The 20,674-nt window shown below is 53.8% G+C and carries 22 protein-coding genes; 19 read left to right on the top strand and 3 right to left on the bottom strand.

What is annotated here, in order from left to right:
* Positions 1 to 6: 6 nt before the first annotated feature.
* From hfq to SK3146_RS04160, 6 genes are all read left to right on the top strand, one after another.
* Complete coding sequence (gene hfq, locus SK3146_RS04185; protein WP_249866170.1) at positions 7 to 243, top strand: RNA chaperone Hfq; 237 nt, start codon at positions 7 to 9, stop codon at positions 241 to 243.
* Positions 244 to 606: 363 nt separating this feature from the next.
* Positions 607 to 3,516, top strand: coding sequence for a transglycosylase domain-containing protein (locus SK3146_RS04180; RefSeq protein ID WP_249863896.1), 2,910 nt, complete (start codon positions 607 to 609; stop codon positions 3,514 to 3,516).
* 73 nt (positions 3,517 to 3,589) lie between these two features.
* Complete coding sequence (locus SK3146_RS04175; protein ID WP_434006856.1) at positions 3,590 to 4,306, top strand: peptidylprolyl isomerase; 717 nt, start codon at positions 3,590 to 3,592, stop codon at positions 4,304 to 4,306.
* A gap of 141 nt (positions 4,307 to 4,447) precedes the next feature.
* On the top strand, positions 4,448 to 5,416 hold the full coding sequence (locus SK3146_RS04170; RefSeq protein ID WP_349655189.1) for an ADP-ribosylglycohydrolase family protein: 969 nt from the start codon (positions 4,448 to 4,450) through the stop codon (positions 5,414 to 5,416).
* Positions 5,416 to 5,823: a VOC family protein gene (locus SK3146_RS04165; RefSeq protein WP_249866168.1), complete on the top strand. Its 408-nt coding sequence runs from the start codon at positions 5,416 to 5,418 to the stop codon at positions 5,821 to 5,823. Before SK3146_RS04170 ends, SK3146_RS04165 begins: the two co-directional genes overlap by 1 nt.
* 118 nt (positions 5,824 to 5,941) lie before the next feature.
* Positions 5,942 to 6,472 carry a YdcF family protein gene (locus SK3146_RS04160; RefSeq protein WP_249863894.1) on the top strand — a complete coding sequence of 177 codons (531 nt, stop codon included), beginning with the start codon at positions 5,942 to 5,944 and terminating at the stop codon, positions 6,470 to 6,472.
* Positions 6,473 to 6,539: 67 nt separating this feature from the next.
* Here the strand turns inward: SK3146_RS04160 and SK3146_RS04155 are convergent, their stop codons facing one another.
* Positions 6,540 to 7,088, bottom strand: coding sequence for a GNAT family N-acetyltransferase (locus SK3146_RS04155; RefSeq protein WP_249863893.1), 549 nt, complete (start codon positions 7,086 to 7,088; stop codon positions 6,540 to 6,542).
* Positions 7,085 to 7,885, bottom strand: coding sequence for a GNAT family N-acetyltransferase (locus SK3146_RS04150; protein WP_249863892.1), 801 nt, complete (start codon positions 7,883 to 7,885; stop codon positions 7,085 to 7,087). Before SK3146_RS04150 ends, SK3146_RS04155 begins: the two co-directional genes overlap by 4 nt.
* A 281-nt stretch (positions 7,886 to 8,166) precedes the next feature.
* Here SK3146_RS04150 and SK3146_RS04145 point away from each other — a divergent pair, with 281 nt between their 5' ends.
* The 11 genes from SK3146_RS04145 to SK3146_RS04095 all read left to right on the top strand — a co-directional run bounded on the left by SK3146_RS04145 (position 8,167) and on the right by SK3146_RS04095 (position 18,950).
* A complete protein-coding gene (locus SK3146_RS04145) occupies positions 8,167 to 9,384 on the top strand; it encodes a GTP-binding protein (RefSeq protein ID WP_249863891.1) in 1,218 nt (405 codons plus the stop codon).
* A gap of 124 nt (positions 9,385 to 9,508) precedes the next feature.
* Positions 9,509 to 10,153 carry a histidine phosphatase family protein gene (locus tag SK3146_RS04140; protein ID WP_249863890.1) on the top strand — a complete coding sequence of 215 codons (645 nt, stop codon included), beginning with the start codon at positions 9,509 to 9,511 and terminating at the stop codon, positions 10,151 to 10,153.
* A gap of 15 nt (positions 10,154 to 10,168) precedes the next feature.
* Complete coding sequence (locus SK3146_RS04135; protein ID WP_249866167.1) at positions 10,169 to 10,867, top strand: HAD family hydrolase; 699 nt, start codon at positions 10,169 to 10,171, stop codon at positions 10,865 to 10,867.
* 263 nt (positions 10,868 to 11,130) lie between these two features.
* Positions 11,131 to 12,105 carry an AAA family ATPase gene (locus SK3146_RS04130; RefSeq protein ID WP_434006855.1) on the top strand — a complete coding sequence of 325 codons (975 nt, stop codon included), beginning with the start codon at positions 11,131 to 11,133 and terminating at the stop codon, positions 12,103 to 12,105.
* Between the two features lie 217 nt (positions 12,106 to 12,322).
* On the top strand, positions 12,323 to 12,511 hold the full coding sequence (locus SK3146_RS04125; protein ID WP_249863889.1) for a hypothetical protein: 189 nt from the start codon (positions 12,323 to 12,325) through the stop codon (positions 12,509 to 12,511).
* A gap of 64 nt (positions 12,512 to 12,575) precedes the next feature.
* Entirely contained in the window at positions 12,576 to 13,898 is a 1,323-nt protein-coding gene (gene hflX / locus SK3146_RS04120; protein WP_249863888.1) for a GTPase HflX, read from the top strand.
* A complete protein-coding gene (locus tag SK3146_RS04115) occupies positions 13,891 to 15,138 on the top strand; it encodes a methionine gamma-lyase family protein (RefSeq protein ID WP_249863887.1) in 1,248 nt (415 codons plus the stop codon). The genes hflX and SK3146_RS04115 overlap by 8 nt, the downstream gene beginning before the upstream one ends.
* A 99-nt stretch (positions 15,139 to 15,237) precedes the next feature.
* Positions 15,238 to 15,651, top strand: coding sequence for a MerR family transcriptional regulator (locus SK3146_RS04110; protein WP_249863886.1), 414 nt, complete (start codon positions 15,238 to 15,240; stop codon positions 15,649 to 15,651).
* Positions 15,652 to 15,746: 95 nt separating this feature from the next.
* On the top strand, positions 15,747 to 17,084 hold the full coding sequence (gene glnA / locus SK3146_RS04105) for a type I glutamate--ammonia ligase (protein ID WP_249863885.1): 1,338 nt from the start codon (positions 15,747 to 15,749) through the stop codon (positions 17,082 to 17,084).
* Positions 17,085 to 17,360: 276 nt separating this feature from the next.
* On the top strand, positions 17,361 to 17,969 hold the full coding sequence (locus SK3146_RS04100) for a TetR/AcrR family transcriptional regulator (RefSeq protein WP_249863884.1): 609 nt from the start codon (positions 17,361 to 17,363) through the stop codon (positions 17,967 to 17,969).
* Between the two features lie 60 nt (positions 17,970 to 18,029).
* Entirely contained in the window at positions 18,030 to 18,950 is a 921-nt protein-coding gene (locus SK3146_RS04095) for an alpha/beta hydrolase (protein ID WP_249863883.1), read from the top strand.
* Positions 18,951 to 19,012: 62 nt separating this feature from the next.
* Here SK3146_RS04095 and lexA read toward each other — a convergent pair whose 3' ends face one another.
* Positions 19,013 to 19,636 carry a transcriptional repressor LexA gene (gene lexA, locus SK3146_RS04090; protein WP_249863882.1) on the bottom strand — a complete coding sequence of 208 codons (624 nt, stop codon included), beginning with the start codon at positions 19,634 to 19,636 and terminating at the stop codon, positions 19,013 to 19,015.
* A gap of 153 nt (positions 19,637 to 19,789) precedes the next feature.
* Here lexA and SK3146_RS04085 point away from each other — a divergent pair, with 153 nt between their 5' ends.
* Positions 19,790 to 20,149, top strand: coding sequence for a LysM peptidoglycan-binding domain-containing protein (locus SK3146_RS04085; protein ID WP_249863881.1), 360 nt, complete (start codon positions 19,790 to 19,792; stop codon positions 20,147 to 20,149).
* 255 nt (positions 20,150 to 20,404) lie between these two features.
* Complete coding sequence (locus SK3146_RS04080; RefSeq protein ID WP_249863880.1) at positions 20,405 to 20,599, top strand: DUF896 domain-containing protein; 195 nt, start codon at positions 20,405 to 20,407, stop codon at positions 20,597 to 20,599.
* Positions 20,600 to 20,674: the final 75 nt, after the last annotated feature.

The following is a 20,674-nucleotide window of genomic DNA, read 5'->3' as shown; positions in this document are numbered from 1 at the left end:
CCCATGATGAACAAATCGATTAACATTCAGGACACATTTTTGAACCAGCTGCGCAAGGAAAACATCCCGGTAACCGTCTATCTGACCAATGGGTTTCAAATCCGCGGAGTCATCCGTGCGTTCGATAATTTCACGATTATCATCGATAGCGAAGGCCGTCAGCAAATGGTTTACAAACACGCGATTTCGACCTTTACGCCTCAGCGTTCCGTTTCGCTCATGCAAGACAACAGCGAAGGCTAACCGAGTCATGGATGGCGGGACGAAGAGGAAGCGCAACATTTTCGCTCAAAATACCGTCTAATTTAATAACGTCCATAAGAGCAACCCGATCCCTTAGGGTTGTTCTTTTCGTTAGCGGACCGCGAAGAACATGTCCTAATGGCAGTGTTCACCGGCGAACCGGTCGCTTAGAGGCGAGCAGACAACGTTAGAGAAGCGATCCCGGTTAACGCGCTTGAAACCAACGTCCGCTTGTAACGTAAGCTTGAGCAGGGGAAGTTGTTTTCGCATCCGGCGCTCGTTGGCCGGAGTTTTGCGAAGCCCGGTGAAAAGCGGGCGGAAAACCGATAGGAAGCTTAGAGAGAGTAAGAGGTGACAGAGAGAATGCCTACTGGAAAAAAAACGCCTTCCGGAAATGCAGGAAAACCGAAACCAAAGACGAAGACCAAGAAGAAAAAAAGCAAATTCAGCGCAGGCAAAGCGTTGATGTTTACGTTCATCGCAGCGGTTCTGGCCTTAATATGCGCATTGGGCGTTTATATTTTCATTATTATTAACGGAGAAAAGCTGCTTAAGGAAAACATCAATAAGCTGGACATGGACGAAGCTTCGCATATTTACGACAATTCCGGCAACGAAGTGGCGACTTTAATGAAGGAGAACCGGGAAATCGTGAAGCCGGAGGAAATTCCGCAAAAGCTGAAGGAAGCTTTTGTCGCGACGGAGGACCGGCGGTTCGGCCAGCACTCGGGAATCGACTTTCTCGGGATCGGGCGCGCGCTGGTGAAGGACGTCGTCGCCCGCAGCGCCGTCGAAGGCGGCAGCACGATTACGCAGCAGCTCGCCAAAAACGTCTTTTTGACGGCGGATAAAACGTTTTTCCGCAAAGCGACCGAAATGTCGATCGCGGTGGCGCTGGAAAACAATTATTCCAAAGATGAAATATTGACGATGTATATGAACCGGATCTTTTTCGGCAACCGTTCCTTCGGGATCAAGGTAGCCGCCAAAAAATATTTTAACGTATCCGATCTAAGCAAGCTGAAGCTGTGGCAGATGGCCACGCTCGCAGCGATACCGAAGGCGCCGAGCACGTATAACCCGATCTCGAACCCGGAGAAATCCAAGGAGCGCCGCAGCGTCGTTCTAAGGCTGATGCAGGATCAGGGATATATTACCGAAGCGGAACGCCTTGAGGCGGAAGCCGTAGAATATACGCCGCCCGAGGTGCCGAAGACAAGCTCTAACGATTACTTGACTTATCTCGATTATGTTCTTGAAGAAGCGAACGACATGTACGGCTTGTCCGAAGACGATGTGCTGACGAACGGCTACAAAATTTATACGACGATGGACGCCACCGCGCAAAAAGTGATGGAGCAGACGTTTGCGAACGACAAGTTTTTCCAAAAGGACGGTCCCGAGCAAAAGATGCAGGGCGCCATGGCGATTGTTAACAATGAAGACGGCGGTCTGATCGGGATTATCGGCGGACGGGATTATGTGGCCCGCGGCTTAGACCGGGCGACGATTCCGCAGCAGCCCGGCTCCTCGATCAAGCCTATCGTAGTGTACGCTCCGGCTATCGAGAGCGGCAAATATACGCCTTACAGCATGCTGCAGGATAAGCAAGTATCCTATAGCGGATACTCGCCGCGAAATTATGACGGCGTATACCAAGGGCAGGTGACCATGTTCGATGCCGTCAAGCGTTCGATTAATGCGCCGGCGATTTGGCTGCTGAACGAAATTACGGTCAAAAAAGGAATGGATTTCGCGATTAATATGGGCATTCCGCTCGATCCGGTCAAGGACCGGAACTTGGCGATCGCGCTCGGGGGGCTGACCAATGGGGCGACTCCGCTGCAAATGGCGACGGCCTACGCCGCTTTTGCCAACAACGGATATTTGAACAAAGCCCATGCGATTACGAAAATTTTGGACGACAAAGGGCAGGAAGTTTATACGTTCAAGCAGGAACGCAAATCGGTCATGAGCCCGAAGACGGCCTATTATATGACGCAGCTGATGGAAGGCGTCGTCGGGCCTGGCGGTACCGGCGCATCCGCACGCTTCGATCGTCCTTTGGCCGGTAAGACGGGATCGACGCAGAACGTCATCAAGGGCTTGGAGAAGTACAACCGCGACCTGTGGTTCACGGGTTATACGCCGGAGTGGAGCGCGGCCGTATGGATCGGCTTCGACAAAGCGGACGCCAAGCATTACGTTACGATGAGCAGCGGAGCGCCGGCCGTCATCTTCAAAGAAGTGATGCAGAAAGCGCTGGCCAACAAACCGATGACGCAGTTCACCAAGCCGGATAATGTGCCTGAACTCGGCGCTCCGCCGAAGACGGCCGCCGATTTGAAGGCGGAGTACGTCAAGGACACCCGTTCAGTGCTGCTGAACTGGTCGAGCGCGGGCGACAATATTTCCTATCAAATTTTCCGCAAGGAAGATAAGGATAAGGATTTTCCGTCCGAACCGATGCTGACGACTTCGGTAACCGAGGTCAGGGATATTACGGTGAAGCCCGGAACGACGTATCAGTATGTCGTCGTTCCGCTGAATACGGAGAGCGGAACGGCCGGCGCGCAGTCGAACGCGGCAAGCGTCACGGTACCGGCGGACAGCGGCGCGGACGGAGTCGCGCCCGGCCAGCCAGGCCAGAACGGTCAGAACGGTCAGGGGGGCCAACAGGGCCAAAATGGGCAGAACCCAGGCGGCCAGCAAGGCGGTCAAGGCCAGAATGGCCAGCAGGGCGCCGGAGGCGGCGCGAACGGCCAGCCGGGCCAAGGCCAAGGCGGTAAGCAGGGACAGACGGGGGGCGCCGGCAGCAGCGGCAATGGCGGCACCGGCGCGCCGAGCCCAGGCAATTCGGGCGGTCAGCAGGGCCAAGGCCAAGGCAGCCCGAACGGCTCTCAGCCGGGCGGTCAGCAAAGCAAGCCCGGCGGCAGCAACAACGGCGGTGCCGCAGGCAGCGGCACCGGAAGCACGGGTGCCGGCAGCGGCGCCGGCACGACGGACCCTGGTACCGCGCCGGGCGGCGGTACCGGAGGCGGCAGCGCTGCCCCGGGAACGGGCAGCGGCAGCGGGGCTGCGCCCGGGGGGACGCCCCGGGCAAGACAACGCCGGAGGCGGGGGCGCAGGGCGCCGCCCCGCCGAGCGACGCCGCCGGCAGCGGCCCGGCGGCCGGCGATGCGGCTGCGGGGAGAGCCGCAGGCGCAGGCGGCGCGGGTACGCGCTAGCTGCCGCACAGACAAAACCTCCAAGGGAACTTGGAGGTTTTGTTAACATTTGGTCAATCGTAGTATAATATCCGTATGGACTCGTCCACAAACCAAAAAATGGAGTTGAAGTGTGAATCATGAAAGCATCATTTACAGCTATGACAGCCAAATGGGCGGCCGTCGCGGTAGTCTGTGCGCTTCTGCTATCCGCCTGCGGCACCAAACCTGCGGCGGACAAAGGGAATGCGGCCGCGGGTCAAACAAGCGGAAGCCAATCTTCGCAGCAGCCGGCGAACAACAATGAGCAGGCTTCCGGTAAGAAGAGCTGGTCTTCTCCGCCGGCGATGACGATCGATCAGAACAAAACGTATCAAGCGACGGTTAAGACGTCGAAGGGCACGTTCAAAATCGATCTGTTTGCCAAGGACGCTCCCAAAACGGTCAACAACTTTGTGTTTTTGTCCCAGCAGGGCTTCTATAACGACGTGACGTTCCACCGCATCATACAGGCGTTTATGGTGCAGACGGGCGATCCGGAGGGAACGGGCCGCGGCGGTCCGGGATATAAATTTGAAGACGAGCTGAAGACGACGACGCATAAATACGAGCCGGGCATCGTCGCTATGGCCAACGCCGGCCCGAATACGAACGGCAGCCAATTTTTTATTTGCACCGGCGAAAATAGCAAAGGCTTGAACAATACGCCGAATTATACGATCTTCGGGAAGGTCTCCGAAGGGATGGATGTCGTGAACCAAATCGCAGCTACGCCGGTCACGACGGGAGCTTCGGGCGAGAAGAGCTCGCCGACGGAGAAGGTGACGATTCAAGCGGTGGAAATTTCCGAGAAATAGCCGATGATTTAGTAAGGACATCCGCCCAAGCGGCATACACATATATCGATGAACACAGCGTGGGCTTCCACGCTGTTTTTGCACCCGGGCCCGCAAGGCCGCACGATCATCCGCAGTCTTATAAAAGGAGAGGATTTCAACATGACATTGCCAATTTCCAAGCTGGAGAGATACCAGGGAAGTATGTTCGGACTGGCTGTCGGGGATGCGCTCGGAACAACCGTGGAATTCCGCGATCCGGGGAGCTTCGAGCCGGTAAGTGAGCTTGTCGGGGGCGGCGTATTCGGACTTGAGGCCGGGCAGTGGACCGACGATACGTCCATGGCGTTATGCTTGGCGGAGAGCCTGCTTCACTGCGGCAAATTCCATCCGCTCGACCAGATGCAGAGGTACGTTCGCTGGTACCGCGACGGCTATTTGAGCTCGACCGGATCATGCTTTGATATCGGCAACACGGTGCGCGCCGCGCTCGAACGGTTCGAGCGGAGCGGGGAGCCGTTCAGCGGCTCGTTGAAACAGACGGAGGCGGGCAACGGTTCGCTTATGCGTCTGGCTCCGGTGCCGCTCTTCTTCGCGCAGACACCCGCCGAGGCGATGATCCGCTCGGGAGACAGCTCGCTGACGACGCACGCGACGGTTGTCGCGGTGGACGCCTGCCGATATTACGGCGGGCTGATCGTAGGGGCGCTGCAGGGAGCGGAGAAAGCCGAGCTGCTATCGGAAGCATACGCTCCCGTTCCCGGCTTTTGGGATAAGCATCGGCTGGTGCCGGAGATACGGCAAATCGCCGCCGGATCGTTTAAAACGAAGCAGCCTCCCGAAATCCAAGGGACCGGTTACGTAGTCCATTCGCTCGAAGCCGCATTATGGGCGTTCCAGCATAGCGACAGCTTTACCGAAGGATGCCTGATGGCGGTCAATCTGGGACAGAACGCGGATACGACGGGAGCGATTTACGGGCAGCTGGCCGGCGCTTATTACGGAGTAAAAGCGATAAGAGCCGATTGGATCGCCAAGCTGACGATGAGCGACTACATCGCCGAGACGGCCGCCGCTCTGCTGGAGGCTGCGGAACGCAGGGACGGACAAGAGGAAGAAGAGGCGGGATGATCAGGGCGAACGGCTTTAATCATGCAACCTGGAGGGTAAGCGATTTGGAGCGTTCGCTTCGCTTTTATACGGCGATCCTCGGTATGAAGCTCGTGCACCGCGGCCGCACGGATGCGTATTTGGAGTGGGGCCATGCTTGGATTTGTCTTCTGGAGCGAAGCGGAGCCTGGCGCGCGGAAGGCGCCGACGATAGCGGTGTAGGCTGCGGTTTGGACCACTTGGCGTTCTCTATTGCCGAGGCGGATTTCCCTGAGGCGGTGCATGTGTTGGAGCAGGCCGGCGTGTCGATCGTGCGGGGGCCGCTGCAGCGTGGCGGAGGCTGGAGCGTCAATTTCCTCGATCCGGACGGAATCCAGCTGGAGCTGTTCACGGGGACGCTGGAGAGCAGAATGAAGGTGTGGACGTAACGTGATTGCGCGAATCGTCAGGAAGACCGCCGCCGCGCTGGTCAGAACATGGGCGGGAAGAATTCTTCTTGCGGCCGCCGCCATATGTGCCCTATGGATTGGGAGCCTTTGGTGGCAAATGAATACATGGCCGGATCATCTCTCGGCTTCGGGGGACGCGGGGATCGTGCTCGGAGCGGCGTTATGGAACGGGGAGCCCTCTCCCGCGCTGAAGGAAAGGCTCGATCGGGCGGCGCTGCTGTATAAACAAAGGCGGATCGCTCATATCATCGTCTCCGGAGGACCGGACCGCAGCGACTCGCAGCTGACCGAAGCCGATGGGATGCGAAGCTATCTGCTGCGGTTCGGGATACCGGATACCGCTGTTGTTATGGAAAGGCGTTCGACCAGCACTTATGAAAATATATTGTTCAGCCGAGAGATAGTTCAACGGAACGACTGGCATTCAACCGTGATCATCACGCATAAGTACCATGCGCCGAGAGCGCTCGATATCGCGAAGTTTGTCGGACTGGAGCATCCGGAAGTATCTGCTGTGGATAGCAAGGTTCTCATGATGTCATGGCATCAAAGCCGGGAGACGATGGCCTGGATCAAGTGGGAGCTGGATAAGCTGCTTCTTTTGGTTCAAACCGGAGGCCGGGCATAAGCAAGCCGAAGCGGTTCGCTCCCTTAGGGAGAAGCCGCTTCGGCTTATTTTTGGGCAATTGGGCGCGTCAGGTCTTCGGGCTGGATAATAGCTTTTCGTATTTGCTGAAGCCGCTTGCGCTCAGGCCTTGATATTCGTAGCCCAGACTGCGGTAAAATTCGTTTAACCGGGGGTTGTCGCCGACGCAATCGAGACGAATTTTGCTTTTGCCGGGAAAGCGGATGCCGGTTTCAACCCATGCCATCATGTCGCGGCCGAGGCGGGTCCCTGCGCAGTCCCGGTTAACGGCCAAACGATGCACATACACGGCTTCTTCGTGTCCTTCTTCCCCCCATAGCTGCCTGTCCCATTCTCCCGGCTGCTGAAGCAGCATGACGACGCCGGCCAGGCGGCTCTCCTGTTCGAATACGAACACGTGACCCGCGGATATCGCTTCGGCCATTCCGTGATGATCTCTGCCTTCGAGCAGGCCGTTCCATTGACGGGAGCCTTTGCTTCTCAGCCATTCCGCCGTTTTGATCAGCAGCTCCATGACGGCGTCCGTATGGCGGGGCTCGGCTTGCGAAACGCGGGTCGAATCGTTTACGGAGCTTCGCACGAAACTGAATGTATTCATGAATTTGCCTCCGTTCCGATCCGGTAATGGTAACCGAACAACACATCGAAGCCGGCTCTGCGGTACAGCTTGCGGGCCGCTTCATTATCGTCCAGCACTTGCAAGTACATATGCTCCGCGCCTTGCTCACGGCTCCAGAGCGCCAATTGGTTCATCAGCTTGCGCCCGATTCCTTGCCCTCTAAGCCGGGGGGCGACGGCAACGTTGATAATTCCGGCCCAGCCTTCTTCCACGACGACCGTTCCGACGGCGGCGAAGCGCTGATTGGCGTATAGGGTTATGAAGCCTTTCAGCGGCTTAATATCGGCGTATAGCCGGTCATAGAACCGCTTCTTGGAGCTATCGAACGCTTCCGCTTCCAGGAAGTGCTCCAGCCAGTCGTCGTCATGCTCCAGCCGAATGTGGACCGCGAGAGCTTCCTCGTCGCCGGCATCCGGCGCCGTGTTGCGGATGACTTCGGACGTAGCGGCGATCATGACCGAGCAGGGAGCTTCCTTCCTGTAGCCCTGCTGATCCAGATAACGTTCCAAGCCGTCCGGCGAAATATCGCTGATATGATAGATCGGAGACAGCCCCTGACGGCGGTAGAAGCGGCTGACATCGCCGAACCAATCCCCCTCGGGGAGCGGAGCGTCGGAGGAGGTCCAGACGCTGTTGGCTCTTTTGGTGATGCCTTCCGACGAGCGAAGCACCCATGGTCCGTATAGGGTTGTCGTTTGAGCCGGCCAAGTATGCATGGCCAATCTTTCGATTTGCCCGATAAGCGCCCGCTGTTCGCTGTGTGTGAATGATGTCATAGTACATAAGACCTCCGATCCTGTAGCTTTCATGATTTCGTTGGTTTGTATAAAAATATACTAGAATCGCCCGTCCGTCAATCCGTTTCGGGCGCGTTATTTTGAAGCGGATTTACCTTTTGGGAATCGTAGGCGCTTGACAGCGGAGGAATGTTTCCGTACAATATTAAAACGTAAATATTACTATTAAAATAGATCCGTTTATATGGTCACGATTGCCGTTTAAGCGGCGCTATTTTTTAGATCAATATCGTAAAAATTACATTTAGGAGATGGTATCCATGCAACAGAAACCGGCTTTGAGCGAAACCAAAATTCCCGTAACCGTGCTAAGCGGTTATTTGGGCGCGGGCAAGACGACGATTTTGAACCACGTGCTGAACAATAGAAAAGGACTGAGGGTTGCGGTTATCGTCAACGACCTGAGCGAAGTGAACATCGATGCGGATTTGGTGCGCAGCGGCGGCGGATTGTCGCGTACCGACGAAAAGCTGGTCGAAATGTCCAACGGCTGTATTTGCTGCACGCTGAGAGAGGATTTGCTGAAGGAAGTTGAGCGGCTGGCGCTCGAAGGGAGATTCGACTACATATTGATCGAGTCCACGGGAATAGGCGAGCCGGTGCCGGTAGCGCAGACGTTTACTTATATCGACGAAGAGCACGGGATCGACTTGTCCAGAATTTGCCGGTTGGATTGTATGGTGACCGTGGTCGATGCGAACCGCTTCTGGCATGATTACAGCTCGGGGGAGACGCTGCTGGACAGGCAGCAGGCCGTCGGCGAAGACGATACGAGGGATGTCGTCGATTTGCTGATCAGTCAGATCGAGTTTTGCGATGTGCTTATTTTGAATAAATGCGACTTGGTCGAAGAGGACGAACTGTCCGAATTGGAGCAGGTGCTTCGCAAGCTGCAGCCCAGAGCGAAATTGATTAGAACCTGTAACGGGAAAATGGACCCGCAGCTGATTTTGAACACGGGATTGTTCGACTTCGACGAGGCGAGCCAGTCGGCCGGCTGGATTCAGGAGCTGCAAGCGGGCCATCACATTCCGGAAACGGAGGAATACGGCATCTCCTCCTTTGTCTACGAACGCAAACGTCCGTTTCATCCGGAGCGGCTGACCCGCTGGTTGGAGGAGTGGCCTGCGGAAATCGTCAGGGCCAAAGGCATCGTATGGCTTGCGACGCGCAACAAGATGGCTCAAAGCTTGAGTCAGGCCGGGCCTTCCATTCAATTCGGTCCTGCCGGGTATTGGGTGGCGGCCTTGAGCTCGGAGGAGCGGGAGCAGCTGCTGGCCGAGGACGAGGAGCTGGCGGCGGAGTACGATCCGGTGTACGGAGACCGTGCGAGCAAGCTGGTATTTATCGGGATCGGTCTGGACAAAGAGCGGCTGATCGCTTCGTTGGACCGCTGCTTGCTGACCGAGCAGGAAATGGCGGCGGATTGGACCGCATTCATAGACGAGCTCCCCGATATGGCGGAAGCTGTGGTATAATACGGAAAAAAGCGATGCCGTTAGATGCGCGTCTCCCAAGCGGGAGGCCGGATACAGCACTCCTTGGCCGCCGTCGCTATGCCCCGAGAGGAGAAGGTCGATGTCGGAGGAACGGGACGTTTGTGTGAATACGGAGTCAGGTTCGCCGGAGGCGGAGAATATGCCTGTTACGGATATAAGCATGGCCGGGATGGAGGAGCTGCAGGTTGTTTATGTCGTGCGTCACTGCAAGGCGGAAGGACAGGAAGCGGCAGCGCGTCTGACTCCCGAAGGATGGCGTCAAGCGGAGCGATTGGCTTCGCTTCTGGCGCCTTTTTCCATTGAGCGTGTCGTTGCGAGTCCTTTCGCTCGTGCGGTGAAGACGATCGAGCCCTTCTGCAGGCGGATGAATCTTGAATTAACTACGGACGCAAGACTTGCGGAACGGAGATTAAGCGGCGCTCAGCTTCCGGATTGGATGCGATGCCTGGAGCAAACGTTTGAGGATGCCGATCTGCGCTATCCCGGCGGCGAAACGAGCAGGGAAGCGGCCGACAGAGCCGTTTCTGCGATAGATGACCTGCTTGGGCTGAAGATCCGCGGCGCTGTCGTCGTCACGCACGGCAATCTGATGGCGCTGCTGCTGGGGCATTACGACAATCGCATCGGATTCGAGCAGTGGAAGCGGCTGACGAATCCGGACGTGTACCGGCTGACGTTTCATTCCGGACGTTTTCAATCGATGGAGCGGATCGAAGGAGTCTATAGAGCAGTGAAAACGGATCATTAACAATATGAGGTGGCTATGATGCAAATTCCCAAAGCCGTACTGTTTGATCTGGATGAAACGTTGTCCGACCGGAGCGCGGCGATAGCCGACTACGTCGGCCGCTTGACGGAACGGTTCGGAGCTCAATTTACTTGCCGGGAGCCCGAGTTTGTGCATCGGGCGTTTCAGGCGGCTGACGGCAATGGCTACCGGGACAAGGCGGAGGCGTTCGAGCTGTTTGTCCGGGCGGTCGGATGGCGGAATCCGCCTTCGGCGGATGAGTACTTGTCCATTTGGAAGAGTACGATACCCGAGTGCACGCGGCCTATGAAGCGGCTGCTCGACATGCTGGGTTATTTCCGGCAGGCGGGAGTTCCCCTCGGTCTGATCACTAACGGCTCTTCGGCCGTACAGAACGGAAAGATCGAACGTCTCGGCATCCGGCCGTATTTCCGCGCGATTCTGATCTCCGGGGAAGTCGGAATCAAGAAGCCTGACGAGCGGATATTTCAGATGGCGCTGGAAGCGCTCGGAGCAGAGCCGCAGGAAGCCTGGTTCATAGGAGATCATCCGCTTAACGATGTGTGCGGAGCGAAGGCCTGCGGCCTGCAGGCCGTTTGGCTGAAGGGGGAGCATATCTGGGACGGCGCCTTGCCGTATTCGCCCGATTACACTGTGAGCGGCTTGCATGAATTGGTCGATTTGCATCGAATGCTGGAGAAACGGATAGGCTGATTTTAAACTTCTGCAAAAGGGTTTTACAATAAAGGAAGAAAAATAGCACATTAACCCGGGCTCCTGCGTATATACTGCTAACACCGGGTTAAGAGGTGATACGCAGGGGCGGATGCGTCGAACCGGCGGATCAAATTCAGATTGCGTGCTAAAAGAAATTGCGCTACAGCGATCGATGAACAGGAGCAGAATTCTCGGCAATAAACTCATGTATCCCTTGCAACAGTCATAATATCTATAAGACAAGGGAAGGTGATGGATTGGTGAGTGAAGATAAACGATTGATCACGACTAGAGACCGGCAAATAAATATCATTTTTAAACCATCATCAGAACAAAGTGCATCGAATCTTAAAAACGATGTTAAACAGCTAATAAATCAAACCGAGACTTTTTCCGATATTTTTAAAGAGCTTGACGAAATGATTGGTTTGGATGAAGTTAAGGAATTGGTTTTTCAAATTTACGCGACGTTGCAGGTGAAACGCTTCAGAGAAGAAGCCGGGCTATTAACGGGCAGCCAAGTATACCATATGATTTTTAAAGGGAATCCCGGAACTGGTAAAACGACCGTAGCGAGAATTATGGGAAAAATTTTCAAATCGATGGGTGTTTTATCCAAAGGGCATATGCTGGAAGTGGAGAGAGCCGATTTAGTCGGGGAGTACATCGGGCATACGGCTTTAAAGACGCGAGAATTGGTTAAAAAGGCTTTAGGAGGCATCCTCTTTATAGATGAAGCTTACAGCCTCGCAAGAGGCGGGGAAAAGGATTTCGGCAAGGAGGCGATTGATTGCTTAGTAAAGTCGATGGAAGATCACAAAAATGACTTTGTGCTAATCCTTGCAGGTTACCCCACAGAAATCGAAGATTTTTTGCAAACCAATCCCGGCTTACCCTCAAGATTTCCTATTCAAGTCGAGTTTCCCGATTATACCGTAGCCCAATTGATTGAAATTGCAAATAAACTTGCGTCCGAAAGAGACTACATTATTTCACCCGAAGCGATTATAAAAATCAAGGAACACATGAACCAGGAAATTCAGCTTTCCCTGAATTTTAGCAACGCCAGGTTTATTAGAAATCTGCTTGAAAAGGCAATTCGACATCATGCCGTTAGAATAGTCAGGAAATACAATCAACCAACCAAACAGGATTTAACCAAGCTTATTCCTGAAGACTTCTTAATTAACGATGCAGCAAATTCGTTGAAATCAGGCTTTTCGAATTTTGCATAAGGAATCGTTTTTTTTATTTAGGCCTACATATATCGATATGTATGGCTTTTTTCATGACGGCCGGATATTTGGATGTATAGAGGTGTTTATGAGGCTTCTCTCCTTAGGGAAATTGTTGAAATATGACTAGAAAAAATTATTGTCCTTGAAGATGAACGCAGTTAGTGTATAAAATAGACAATGTCATTAGCAGAAGGTTTGAGGATAAGCCAAGATAATGGAAAATAATAAGAATCAATTCATTCTTATTATGGCAGGCTACTCTCAGGGGATGGAGCAGTTGCTGCAGACGGATACGGCGTTCGGCAACGTTCCGTTTGCCCGCAATCGGATCGGAAAAGCGAAGCGCAGTCATGTCGTACGCCTGCCTAATCAAAATACGCACAGCCGGGCAAGCACGGCTTAACGATGCTCCGTTCCGGGGACGTGAAGCTGAAACGCAAGGCTGTAAAGGAGACATACAAATATATATGAAGCCATCGACGCATAACATTGAACACGTTCGGGAGAGAGCGGTTCTCGTCAGTCTCATAACGCTGCAGATGAAGCGGCAGGAGGCTTACTCGCCGGAATATTCGCTTACGGAATTAGTGAGCCTGGCGGAGACGGCCGGCGTGGAAGTGCTGGACACTCTGTCTCAAAACAAAGAAACCGTGGACACCAAATGGTTTATCGGAAAAGGGAAGGCCGAGGAGCTGAAGCAGCTGCTTGAGGAGCGCGGCGCCAACACGGCGATTTTCGATCAGGAGCTGTCGGGAGCCCAGGTGCGTAATCTGGAGCAGTTTCTCGATGTGAAGATTATCGACCGCACGCAGCTTATTCTGGATATTTTTGCCGGGAGAGCCAAGACGCGCGAGGGCATCATTCAGGTGGAGCTGGCCCAGCTCAGCTACTTGCTGCCGCGGCTGTCCGGCCAAGGGAAGAACCTGTCTCGCCTGGGCGGCGGCATCGGGACGCGCGGGCCCGGGGAAACGAAGCTGGAGACGGACCGCCGTCATATCCGCGACCGGATCGGCGAACTGAAGCAGCAGCTTCAGGAGGTTGTAAGGCATCGCACTCTACATAGAGAACGCCGTAAAAAAACGGGCGTGTTTCAAGTCGCCCTCGTAGGTTATACGAATGCGGGCAAATCGACGCTGCTGCGCCAAATGACGCAGGCGGACGTCTATGTGGAAAATCAGCTGTTCGCCACGCTGGATCTGACCTCGCGCAATTTGGAGCTGCCGGGCGGCAAAAGCATCGTTTTGACCGATACGGTAGGCTTTATTCAAAATCTGCCCCATGACCTTGTAGCCGCATTCCGCGCCACGCTGGAGGAAGCCTGCGAAGCGGATTTGATTCTGCACGTCGTGGACGGGTCCGCCGAAATGATGGATACGCAGATGAAGGTTGTCGACCAGGTGCTTGAAGAGCTCGGCGCTCATCAAAAGGAGCGGGTCACTTTGTTTAACAAAGTGGATTTGTGCACGCCGGAGCAGGTGGAGATGCTGACGACCGAAGGGGAGTTTCTGCGGATTTCCGCTTACCGCGACGAGGATTTGCGCCGCATCGGCGAACTGATCGAATCCAAGCTGATGGGGGATTGCAAAACGTTCCGCATCCCCGCGGAAAAAGGCGATGTGATCTCGCTGGTGTACCGGGTAGGCGAGGTGCTGGAGAATGAAGTGGACGGCGGCGATATGCTGTTCCAGGTCCGGATCAACAACAAGGAATACGACAAACTGGGGTATTTGCTGGCGTCATACGCCATGGATCAGGCAGGAGACAAGGGAGAGAGCACGGAGTATGTTTAACGAACGCATTACGGCATGGATGGAGCGTGCCGAGCAGGTTATCGAGGGGAAAATCAAGCAAATCGACCGCATTGTGGATCAGAATCAATGGAAGGTCATTCGCGCGTTTCAACGCCATAAAGTAAGCGATTATCACTTCGCGGCTTCGACCGGCTACGGCTATAACGACCGCGGCCGGGAAGTGCTGGATTTAGTATATGCGGAAGTGTTCGGAGCGGAGGCCGCCTTGGTGCGGCCGCATTTTGTGTCCGGGACCCATACGATCGGCACCGCCTTATTCGGGGTGCTTCGGCCGGGGGACGAGCTTCTTATGATCACCGGCAGGCCGTATGACACGCTGCATAAAGTCATCGGCCGGCCCGGCGACGGCAAGGGATCTCTGCAGGATTGGGGGATCGCTTACGGAGAAGTGCCGCTGCTGGAAAACGGGGCTCCGGATTATGACGCCATTCGCAGCCGTATTAACGAACGGACGAAAGTGATCGGAATTCAGCGCTCTCGCGGCTATTCGTGGAGACCGTCGTTCACGGTGGAGCAAATCGGCGAAATGGTGCGTTTTGTCAAAGAAGTGAAACAAGATGCGATCGTCTTCGTAGATAATTGTTACGGTGAATTCACCGAGCTGCAAGAGCCGACGCAGGTCGGCGTCGACTTGATGGCCGGTTCGCTGATCAAAAATCCGGGCGGCGGTTTGGCGGAGACAGGCGGATATATTGCCGGGAAAAGCGAGTATGTCGAGCTGGCCTCCTATCGGTTGACCGCGCCGGGAATCGGCGGAGAGGTCGGAGCGATGCTGGGTACGACCCGCAGTATGTATCAAGGATTTTTCCTTGCGCCTCATTTGGTCGGACAAGCCGTCAAAGGTTCGATCTTCGCCGCGGCGGTATTCGAGCAGCTCGGCTTCGTTACGCATCCGCATTGGAACGATCCGCGCACGGACTTGATTCAGGCGATTCAGTTCACAAGCGACAAGCATTTGATTGCATTCGTTCAAGGCATTCAGCAGGCGGCCGCCGTAGATTCCCACGTCGTTCCGGAGCCTTGGGATATGCCGGGCTACGAGCATCCCGTCATTATGGCCGCCGGCACGTTCATTCAGGGAGGCAGTCTCGAATTGTCCGCCGACGCGCCGATTCGTGAACCGTATATCGCCTATATGCAAGGAGGTTTAACATACTCCCATTGTAAATTAGGCGTTCTTACCGCGCTGCAAAATATGATGGACCGCGGGCTGTTGTAACTCCAGCTTATATATGGCATAAACCTAACACGACTTGACACGTTTATGTAGGAAGGTTACAATGGGGGTAGGTTTTTAGTTTACAGGGGTGATAAGGTCATGAGTGATGATATACGGCGTAATATGGCGCTTTTTCCGATTGGTATCGTAATGAAGCTGACGGATTTGACGGCAAGGCAAATCCGTTATTACGAGCAGCATGAGCTCGTCATACCTGCCAGAACAGGTGGGAACCAGCGTCTGTACTCGTTTAACGATGTGGAGCGCCTGCTCGAGATCAAGGATTTGATCGAGAAGGGAGTTAATATCGCGGGGATTAAGCAGGTGCTTCTGCCAGTGTCCAAGGACTCGGAGGAAGCTACCGTGCTGAACGAGCAGACGGAAGTCAAACGCAGGGAATTAACCGATTCTCAGCTCCATCGCATGCTGAAGCAGCAATTGCTGGGCGGCGGCAAGCGCCCGGGTCAGGTTTCGTTGATCCAGGGAGAGCTCTCGCGTTTCTTCAAAAAATGAAAAGGCTTCACCCCGGCATGTTCATAATTTTAAATTATGTTTGTACTCCGAACATGTCCTGTCATTTTAGTTAATTCAAGGAGGAGAAATTGACTGTGAGTAAAAAAGCATACACCAAAGAAGATATCATGCGCATAGCTAAGGAAGAAAACGTGCGTTTCATTCGCCTGCAATTTACCGATTTGCTCGGGACGATCAAAAACGTTGAAATTCCGGTAAGCCAGTTGGAGAAAGCGCTGGACAACAAAATGATGTTCGACGGTTCCTCCATTGAAGGCTACGTTCGTATCGAAGAATCCGATATGTACTTGTACCCCGACCTTGATACTTGGGTCGTGTTTCCGTGGGTTACGGAAGATCGCGTCGCCCGGCTGATCTGCGATATTTATTTGCCTGATGGCAGACCGTTTCCCGGAGACCCTCGCGGCATTCTGAAAGCCGCCTTGAAAGAAGCGGAGGAAATGGGCTTCACCGAAATGAACGTCGGCCCTGAGCCGGAGTTTTTCTTGTTCAAAACCGATGAGAACGGCAATCCTACCATGGAATTGAACGATCAAGGCGGATACTTCGACCTGGCTCCGATGGATCTCGGCGAAAATTGCCGCCGCGAAATCGTGTTGACGCTCGAAGAAATGGGCTTTGAAATTGAAGCTTCCCACCATGAAGTGGCTCCGGGCCAGCATGAGATCGATTTTAAATACGAGAGCGCGATTAAAGCGGCCGACCAGATTCAGACGTTCAAGCTGGTTGTAAAGACAGTGGCCAGACAGCACGGTTTGCATGCGAGCTTCATGCCGAAGCCGCTGTTCGGTGTGAACGGCTCCGGTATGCACTGCCATCAATCGCTGTTTAACGGCAAAACGAACGTATTCTATGACGAAAGCGACAGGCTGGGCTTGAGCGCTACAGCGAGACAATATATGGCCGGCATTTTACACCATGCCCGCGCCTTTGCAGCCATTACGAACCCTACCGTCAATTCCTATAAACGTCTGGTGCCGGGTTACGAAGCGCCTTGCTACGTAGCTTGGTCCGCCAGCAACCGCAGCCCGATGATCCGGATTCCCGCTTCCCGCGGCCTCAGCACGCGCGTGGAAGTGCGCAACCCGGACCCTGCGGCGAACCCTTACTTGGCGCTTGCCGTTATGCTGAAGGCCGGCTTAGACGGCATCAAGAACAAAATGCAGCTGCCGGCTCCGACAGACCGCAATATTTATGTTATGTCGGAAGAGGAGCGGGAAGAGCAGGGGATTCCAAGCTTGCCGGGCGATTTGAAGCAGGCACTGGACGAACTGATGCGTGACGATGTCATCTGCGACGCGCTCGGAGAGCACGCGCTCGCTCACTTTGTCGAGCTGAAGGAAATTGAATGGGATATCTACCGGACTCAAGTACACGCGTGGGAACGCGATCAGTATTTGACGCTGTACTAGGCGCGAAGCCGTATCCGTAAGCTGAAGAAAGATTTTGCGTTAGGGGCATGCAAGGGAGAAGTTATGAAGTAACTCTTCCGTGCGTGTCCCTGTTTTTTTTCGTGATGGCGAATTCGGTCGTCCGCAATCCGTTCGTTCGCAGTATAACCGGCTTCTTGGGCTTTGGTGTGCTCGCGTTACGATCTGGAGAGGGCGTAAACTAAATATTGACAAATGCAGTAAACTGGCTTAAAGTTATGACTGAACGTTCAGTACTAAAAGGGACGGATGAATATTATGACTAGAACGAACACACCCGACGCAAGAAACCGCATATTGCAAGCAGCGGTTAAGCGTTTTGCCGAGAAAGGATTTGAAGGCTCCAGAATCGAAGAAATTGCCCGCGAAGCGAATGTGCCCAAATCGCTCATCTATTATCACTTCAAGAGCAAGGATGAAATTCGGGAAGTGCTGTTTGCAGACTTTATGCGGGAATACAAGGAGCTTTTGCGTTTGGCCGCGGACGATACCCCGGAGACCAAGCGTGAGAACATGAAAGACCGCCTTCAGCATCGCTACAAGCAATTTGCGGAGCGCAACGCCGACTTGATTCGAATTATGTTTATTGAGTCTTTAAAAAAATCGAGCGATAAGCCGATCCTCTATCAAGTCGTGGAGGCTCTGGCGGATAGCGAGCCTACGGATGCCCCTTTGCATCAAGCCGACAAGGAGGCTCGCGATGAAAGGCTGATCGCCGAATTTTTTACCGGAGTCATTCCTTTGTATTCTTATTTGTGTTTTTCCGAATCATGGGTGAGCTATTTCAACATGGAAAAAGAGCGGTTTGATGAACTGTTTCTGCAATTGTTTATGGCCACGCACGGTTCTGTTCACAGCAAGACCTAATTGAAAATTTTTTTTTGCTAATTTAGTACTGAACGTTCAGTATTATTTGGGAGGCGGGCTATGATCAAGGTCAAGGCATTTTCTCAACCGGAAACATTGGCAATGGTGAAGCGGCATTTGAAGGAGAATTTTCATTACGAGGGCAAGACGGCAAACCAAATTCGCTCGGAAGAGGCTGCTGCTATTTCGGCGCTGCCGAAATTAACGGGGACCGTTACGAGAACGGATCGCGTCGGAGGCTTGCAGGCCGAGTGGGTGGGAGAGGATCGGGAACGCCCGAACGAACAGGCGACGATTTTATATTTTCATGGCGGAGCGTTTATTGCAGGGTCCTGCGACACGCATCGCGATTTGGCGGCCCGTATTGCCGGAGCGAGCGGCGCCAAGGTGCTGACTGTGGAATACCGGCTGGCGCCCGAACATAAGTATCCCGCCGCCAACGAAGATTGTTTGTCCGCTTACAGAGCTCTTATCGATAGCGGAATTTCGCCGGACGATATGGTGATTGGCGGAGATTCCGTAGGCGGGACGCTGGCCCTGATGACGCTTATCGCTTTGAGGGATTCAGGAGAACCGCTGCCCGCAGGCGCCTTTTTGCTGTCTCCGCATACGGATTTTCTGTATTTTGACAGCGGCACGTACGTTTCCTGCGCACAATCCGATCCGCTCGGAAGCTTGCGCAATTCGCAAATGTGCGCCGAGCATTATTTGGACGGATCGCAGCCTAAGCCTGCGGCCCTGTCGCCCTTGCATCAAAATTTGCAAGGCTTGCCGCCGCTGCTCATTCAAGTCGGGGAGGCAGAAGTGCTGCTTGGAGAATGCGCGGCGTTCGCCGAAAAGGCAGGGGCCTCCGGCGTAAATGTTCGCTTCGAGGTATGGGAGCAAATGTGGTGTGTTTTTCAGCAGTTGGCTGCGATTGTGCCGGAAGGGGCGGCGGCTATCGATCATATCGGAGCGTTCATCAAGAGTCGTTTGCATTAGTGAAAAACCAAAATAGCCGGCAGCAGGATTCGCTCCTGCTTGCCGGCTGTTTATCATTTCATTTAATGAATGTCCCTGAACACGCCTACAACTCGTCCGAGAATGGAAACGTTCTTTAACCGGATCGGCTCCATGGAAGGATTCTCCGGCTGTAACCGAACGTGATCCTTTTCCTTGAAAAAGCGCTTGACCGTCGCTTCGTCGTCTTCGGTCATCGCTACTACGATTTCACCGTTGTTTGCCGTCTGCTGTTGGCGCACGATAACGTAGTCTCCGTTGTGAATCCCCGCGTCGATCATACTGTCTCCGATAACGCTCAGCATGAATACGTTGTGATCCCCTACGTAGTGGGTGGGAAGAGGGAAATAATCCTCGATGTTCTCCGTTGCTGTAATAGGCACACCGGCAGTGACTCGTCCGATCAACGGTACCCGGGTGACGGTAAGCGCGAACTGGCCGCCTTCTTCCGAAGTGCCGTCCGTAATCTCGATCGCCCGCGGCTTGGTAGGGTCGCGGCGAATAAGACCTTTCTTCTCCAGCCTCTCCAGATGTCCGTGTACGGTGGAGCTGGAAGCCAAACCGACAGCTTCTCCGATTTCGCGTACGGAGGGGGGATAGCCTTTATCTTTTACTTCATTCTTGATAAATTCCAGAATCGCCATCTGCCGATTGGATAGTTTGGTCATCAGAATCACTCCAGTATTGGTAATAATTATCCAAAGTATAACACAGAACCGGAGTTCGCACAAACATAAGTTCGAAAAAAACGGATTGACACAAACATTTGTTCGTGTTATTTTGAGAACAGAACAAATGTTTGGGGGTCGTATTCGATGTATATGAATGAGCAATTATTCCGTAACTCGGTGTTTTCCGTGTCTGAAGCGCAATCTCGTCTCCATGCGCGCAGAAGAAAGCTGATGCGAACGGCGGGTTTGCTGGCCGCCGTTTTGATTATACTTGTTTTCAGCTTGTGCGCTTCCTTATTAGGAGGGGATCAGGATGTGCTCGCAGCATCGAACGGCGGGGCCCCGGTGAAGCATACGGTCGAAATCGTCAAAGGAGATACATTGTGGGGGATTGCCAGCGCGCATGTCCGTAAAGGCCGCAATGTTCGTGAATATATGGATGAAATGAAGAAGCTGAATCGCTTGGACTCGAACGTGCTTCATGAGGGCCAGGTGCTGATGCTTCCTTAGATAATGGCGTGAAAGAAAGACGAAGCAAGCGGGAACGGTCCGCAGAAGCGCCGGCGTTCGGCTTTGAAGGCGGTGTTCTCCGCTGCGGGAGTTCTATAATTCAAACATTGGACTGCAGGATGATGACTCGTATTTCTTGGCTCTTGACAATCGAATCCTCTAATGTCAAAGTATAGTTTGATGCATTTTTTGCTTTATGCTTGAATTTCTTTTCCGATGGAAATGATCAAGCATGACATAACCGGGAGGATTGGCATGAACGAAAAGGAACACGATCAGTACATCAAACGAATTAATGAACTGGCCCGTAAGGCGAAGTCGGTTGGCCTAACGGATGAAGAGCTGGAGGAGCGCAACGAACTAAGAAAGCGTTATATCCAGGCATTCAAGAACAATTTGCGGAATCAGTTGGAGAACATCCGGTTCGTGGATGAAGACGACAAACAATAATGCGTTTAGGTTGGGGTGACTGGTCATCTCCGGTAATCCGGAGACGCCGATTGCGCCAGCTTTTTGGCATATCAA

The organism is Paenibacillus konkukensis (genome assembly GCF_023523925.1).
In the GTDB taxonomy this organism is placed as follows: domain Bacteria; phylum Bacillota; class Bacilli; order Paenibacillales; family NBRC-103111; genus Paenibacillus_S; species Paenibacillus_S doosanensis.
This window is presented reverse-complemented; position numbering and strand designations above follow the sequence as displayed.

Coding starts and splice junctions, on each gene's coding strand:
- hfq (WP_249866170.1), top strand. CDS start 7: ATGAACAAATCGATTAACATTCAGGACACATTTTTGAACCAGCTGCGC.
- SK3146_RS04180 (WP_249863896.1), top strand. CDS start 607: ATGCCTACTGGAAAAAAAACGCCTTCCGGAAATGCAGGAAAACCGAAA.
- SK3146_RS04175 (WP_434006856.1), top strand. CDS start 3,590: ATGAAAGCATCATTTACAGCTATGACAGCCAAATGGGCGGCCGTCGCG.
- SK3146_RS04170 (WP_349655189.1), top strand. CDS start 4,448: ATGACATTGCCAATTTCCAAGCTGGAGAGATACCAGGGAAGTATGTTC.
- SK3146_RS04160 (WP_249863894.1), top strand. CDS start 5,942: ATGAATACATGGCCGGATCATCTCTCGGCTTCGGGGGACGCGGGGATC.
- SK3146_RS04155 (WP_249863893.1), bottom strand. CDS start 7,088: ATGAATACATTCAGTTTCGTGCGAAGCTCCGTAAACGATTCGACCCGC.
- SK3146_RS04150 (WP_249863892.1), bottom strand. CDS start 7,885: ATGACATCATTCACACACAGCGAACAGCGGGCGCTTATCGGGCAAATC.
- SK3146_RS04145 (WP_249863891.1), top strand. CDS start 8,167: ATGCAACAGAAACCGGCTTTGAGCGAAACCAAAATTCCCGTAACCGTG.
- SK3146_RS04135 (WP_249866167.1), top strand. CDS start 10,169: ATGATGCAAATTCCCAAAGCCGTACTGTTTGATCTGGATGAAACGTTG.
- SK3146_RS04125 (WP_249863889.1), top strand. CDS start 12,323: ATGGAAAATAATAAGAATCAATTCATTCTTATTATGGCAGGCTACTCT.
- hflX (WP_249863888.1), top strand. CDS start 12,576: ATGAAGCCATCGACGCATAACATTGAACACGTTCGGGAGAGAGCGGTT.
- SK3146_RS04115 (WP_249863887.1), top strand. CDS start 13,891: ATGTTTAACGAACGCATTACGGCATGGATGGAGCGTGCCGAGCAGGTT.
- SK3146_RS04110 (WP_249863886.1), top strand. CDS start 15,238: ATGAGTGATGATATACGGCGTAATATGGCGCTTTTTCCGATTGGTATC.
- SK3146_RS04100 (WP_249863884.1), top strand. CDS start 17,361: ATGACTAGAACGAACACACCCGACGCAAGAAACCGCATATTGCAAGCA.
- SK3146_RS04095 (WP_249863883.1), top strand. CDS start 18,030: ATGATCAAGGTCAAGGCATTTTCTCAACCGGAAACATTGGCAATGGTG.
- lexA (WP_249863882.1), bottom strand. CDS start 19,636: ATGACCAAACTATCCAATCGGCAGATGGCGATTCTGGAATTTATCAAG.
- SK3146_RS04085 (WP_249863881.1), top strand. CDS start 19,790: ATGAATGAGCAATTATTCCGTAACTCGGTGTTTTCCGTGTCTGAAGCG.
- SK3146_RS04080 (WP_249863880.1), top strand. CDS start 20,405: ATGAACGAAAAGGAACACGATCAGTACATCAAACGAATTAATGAACTG.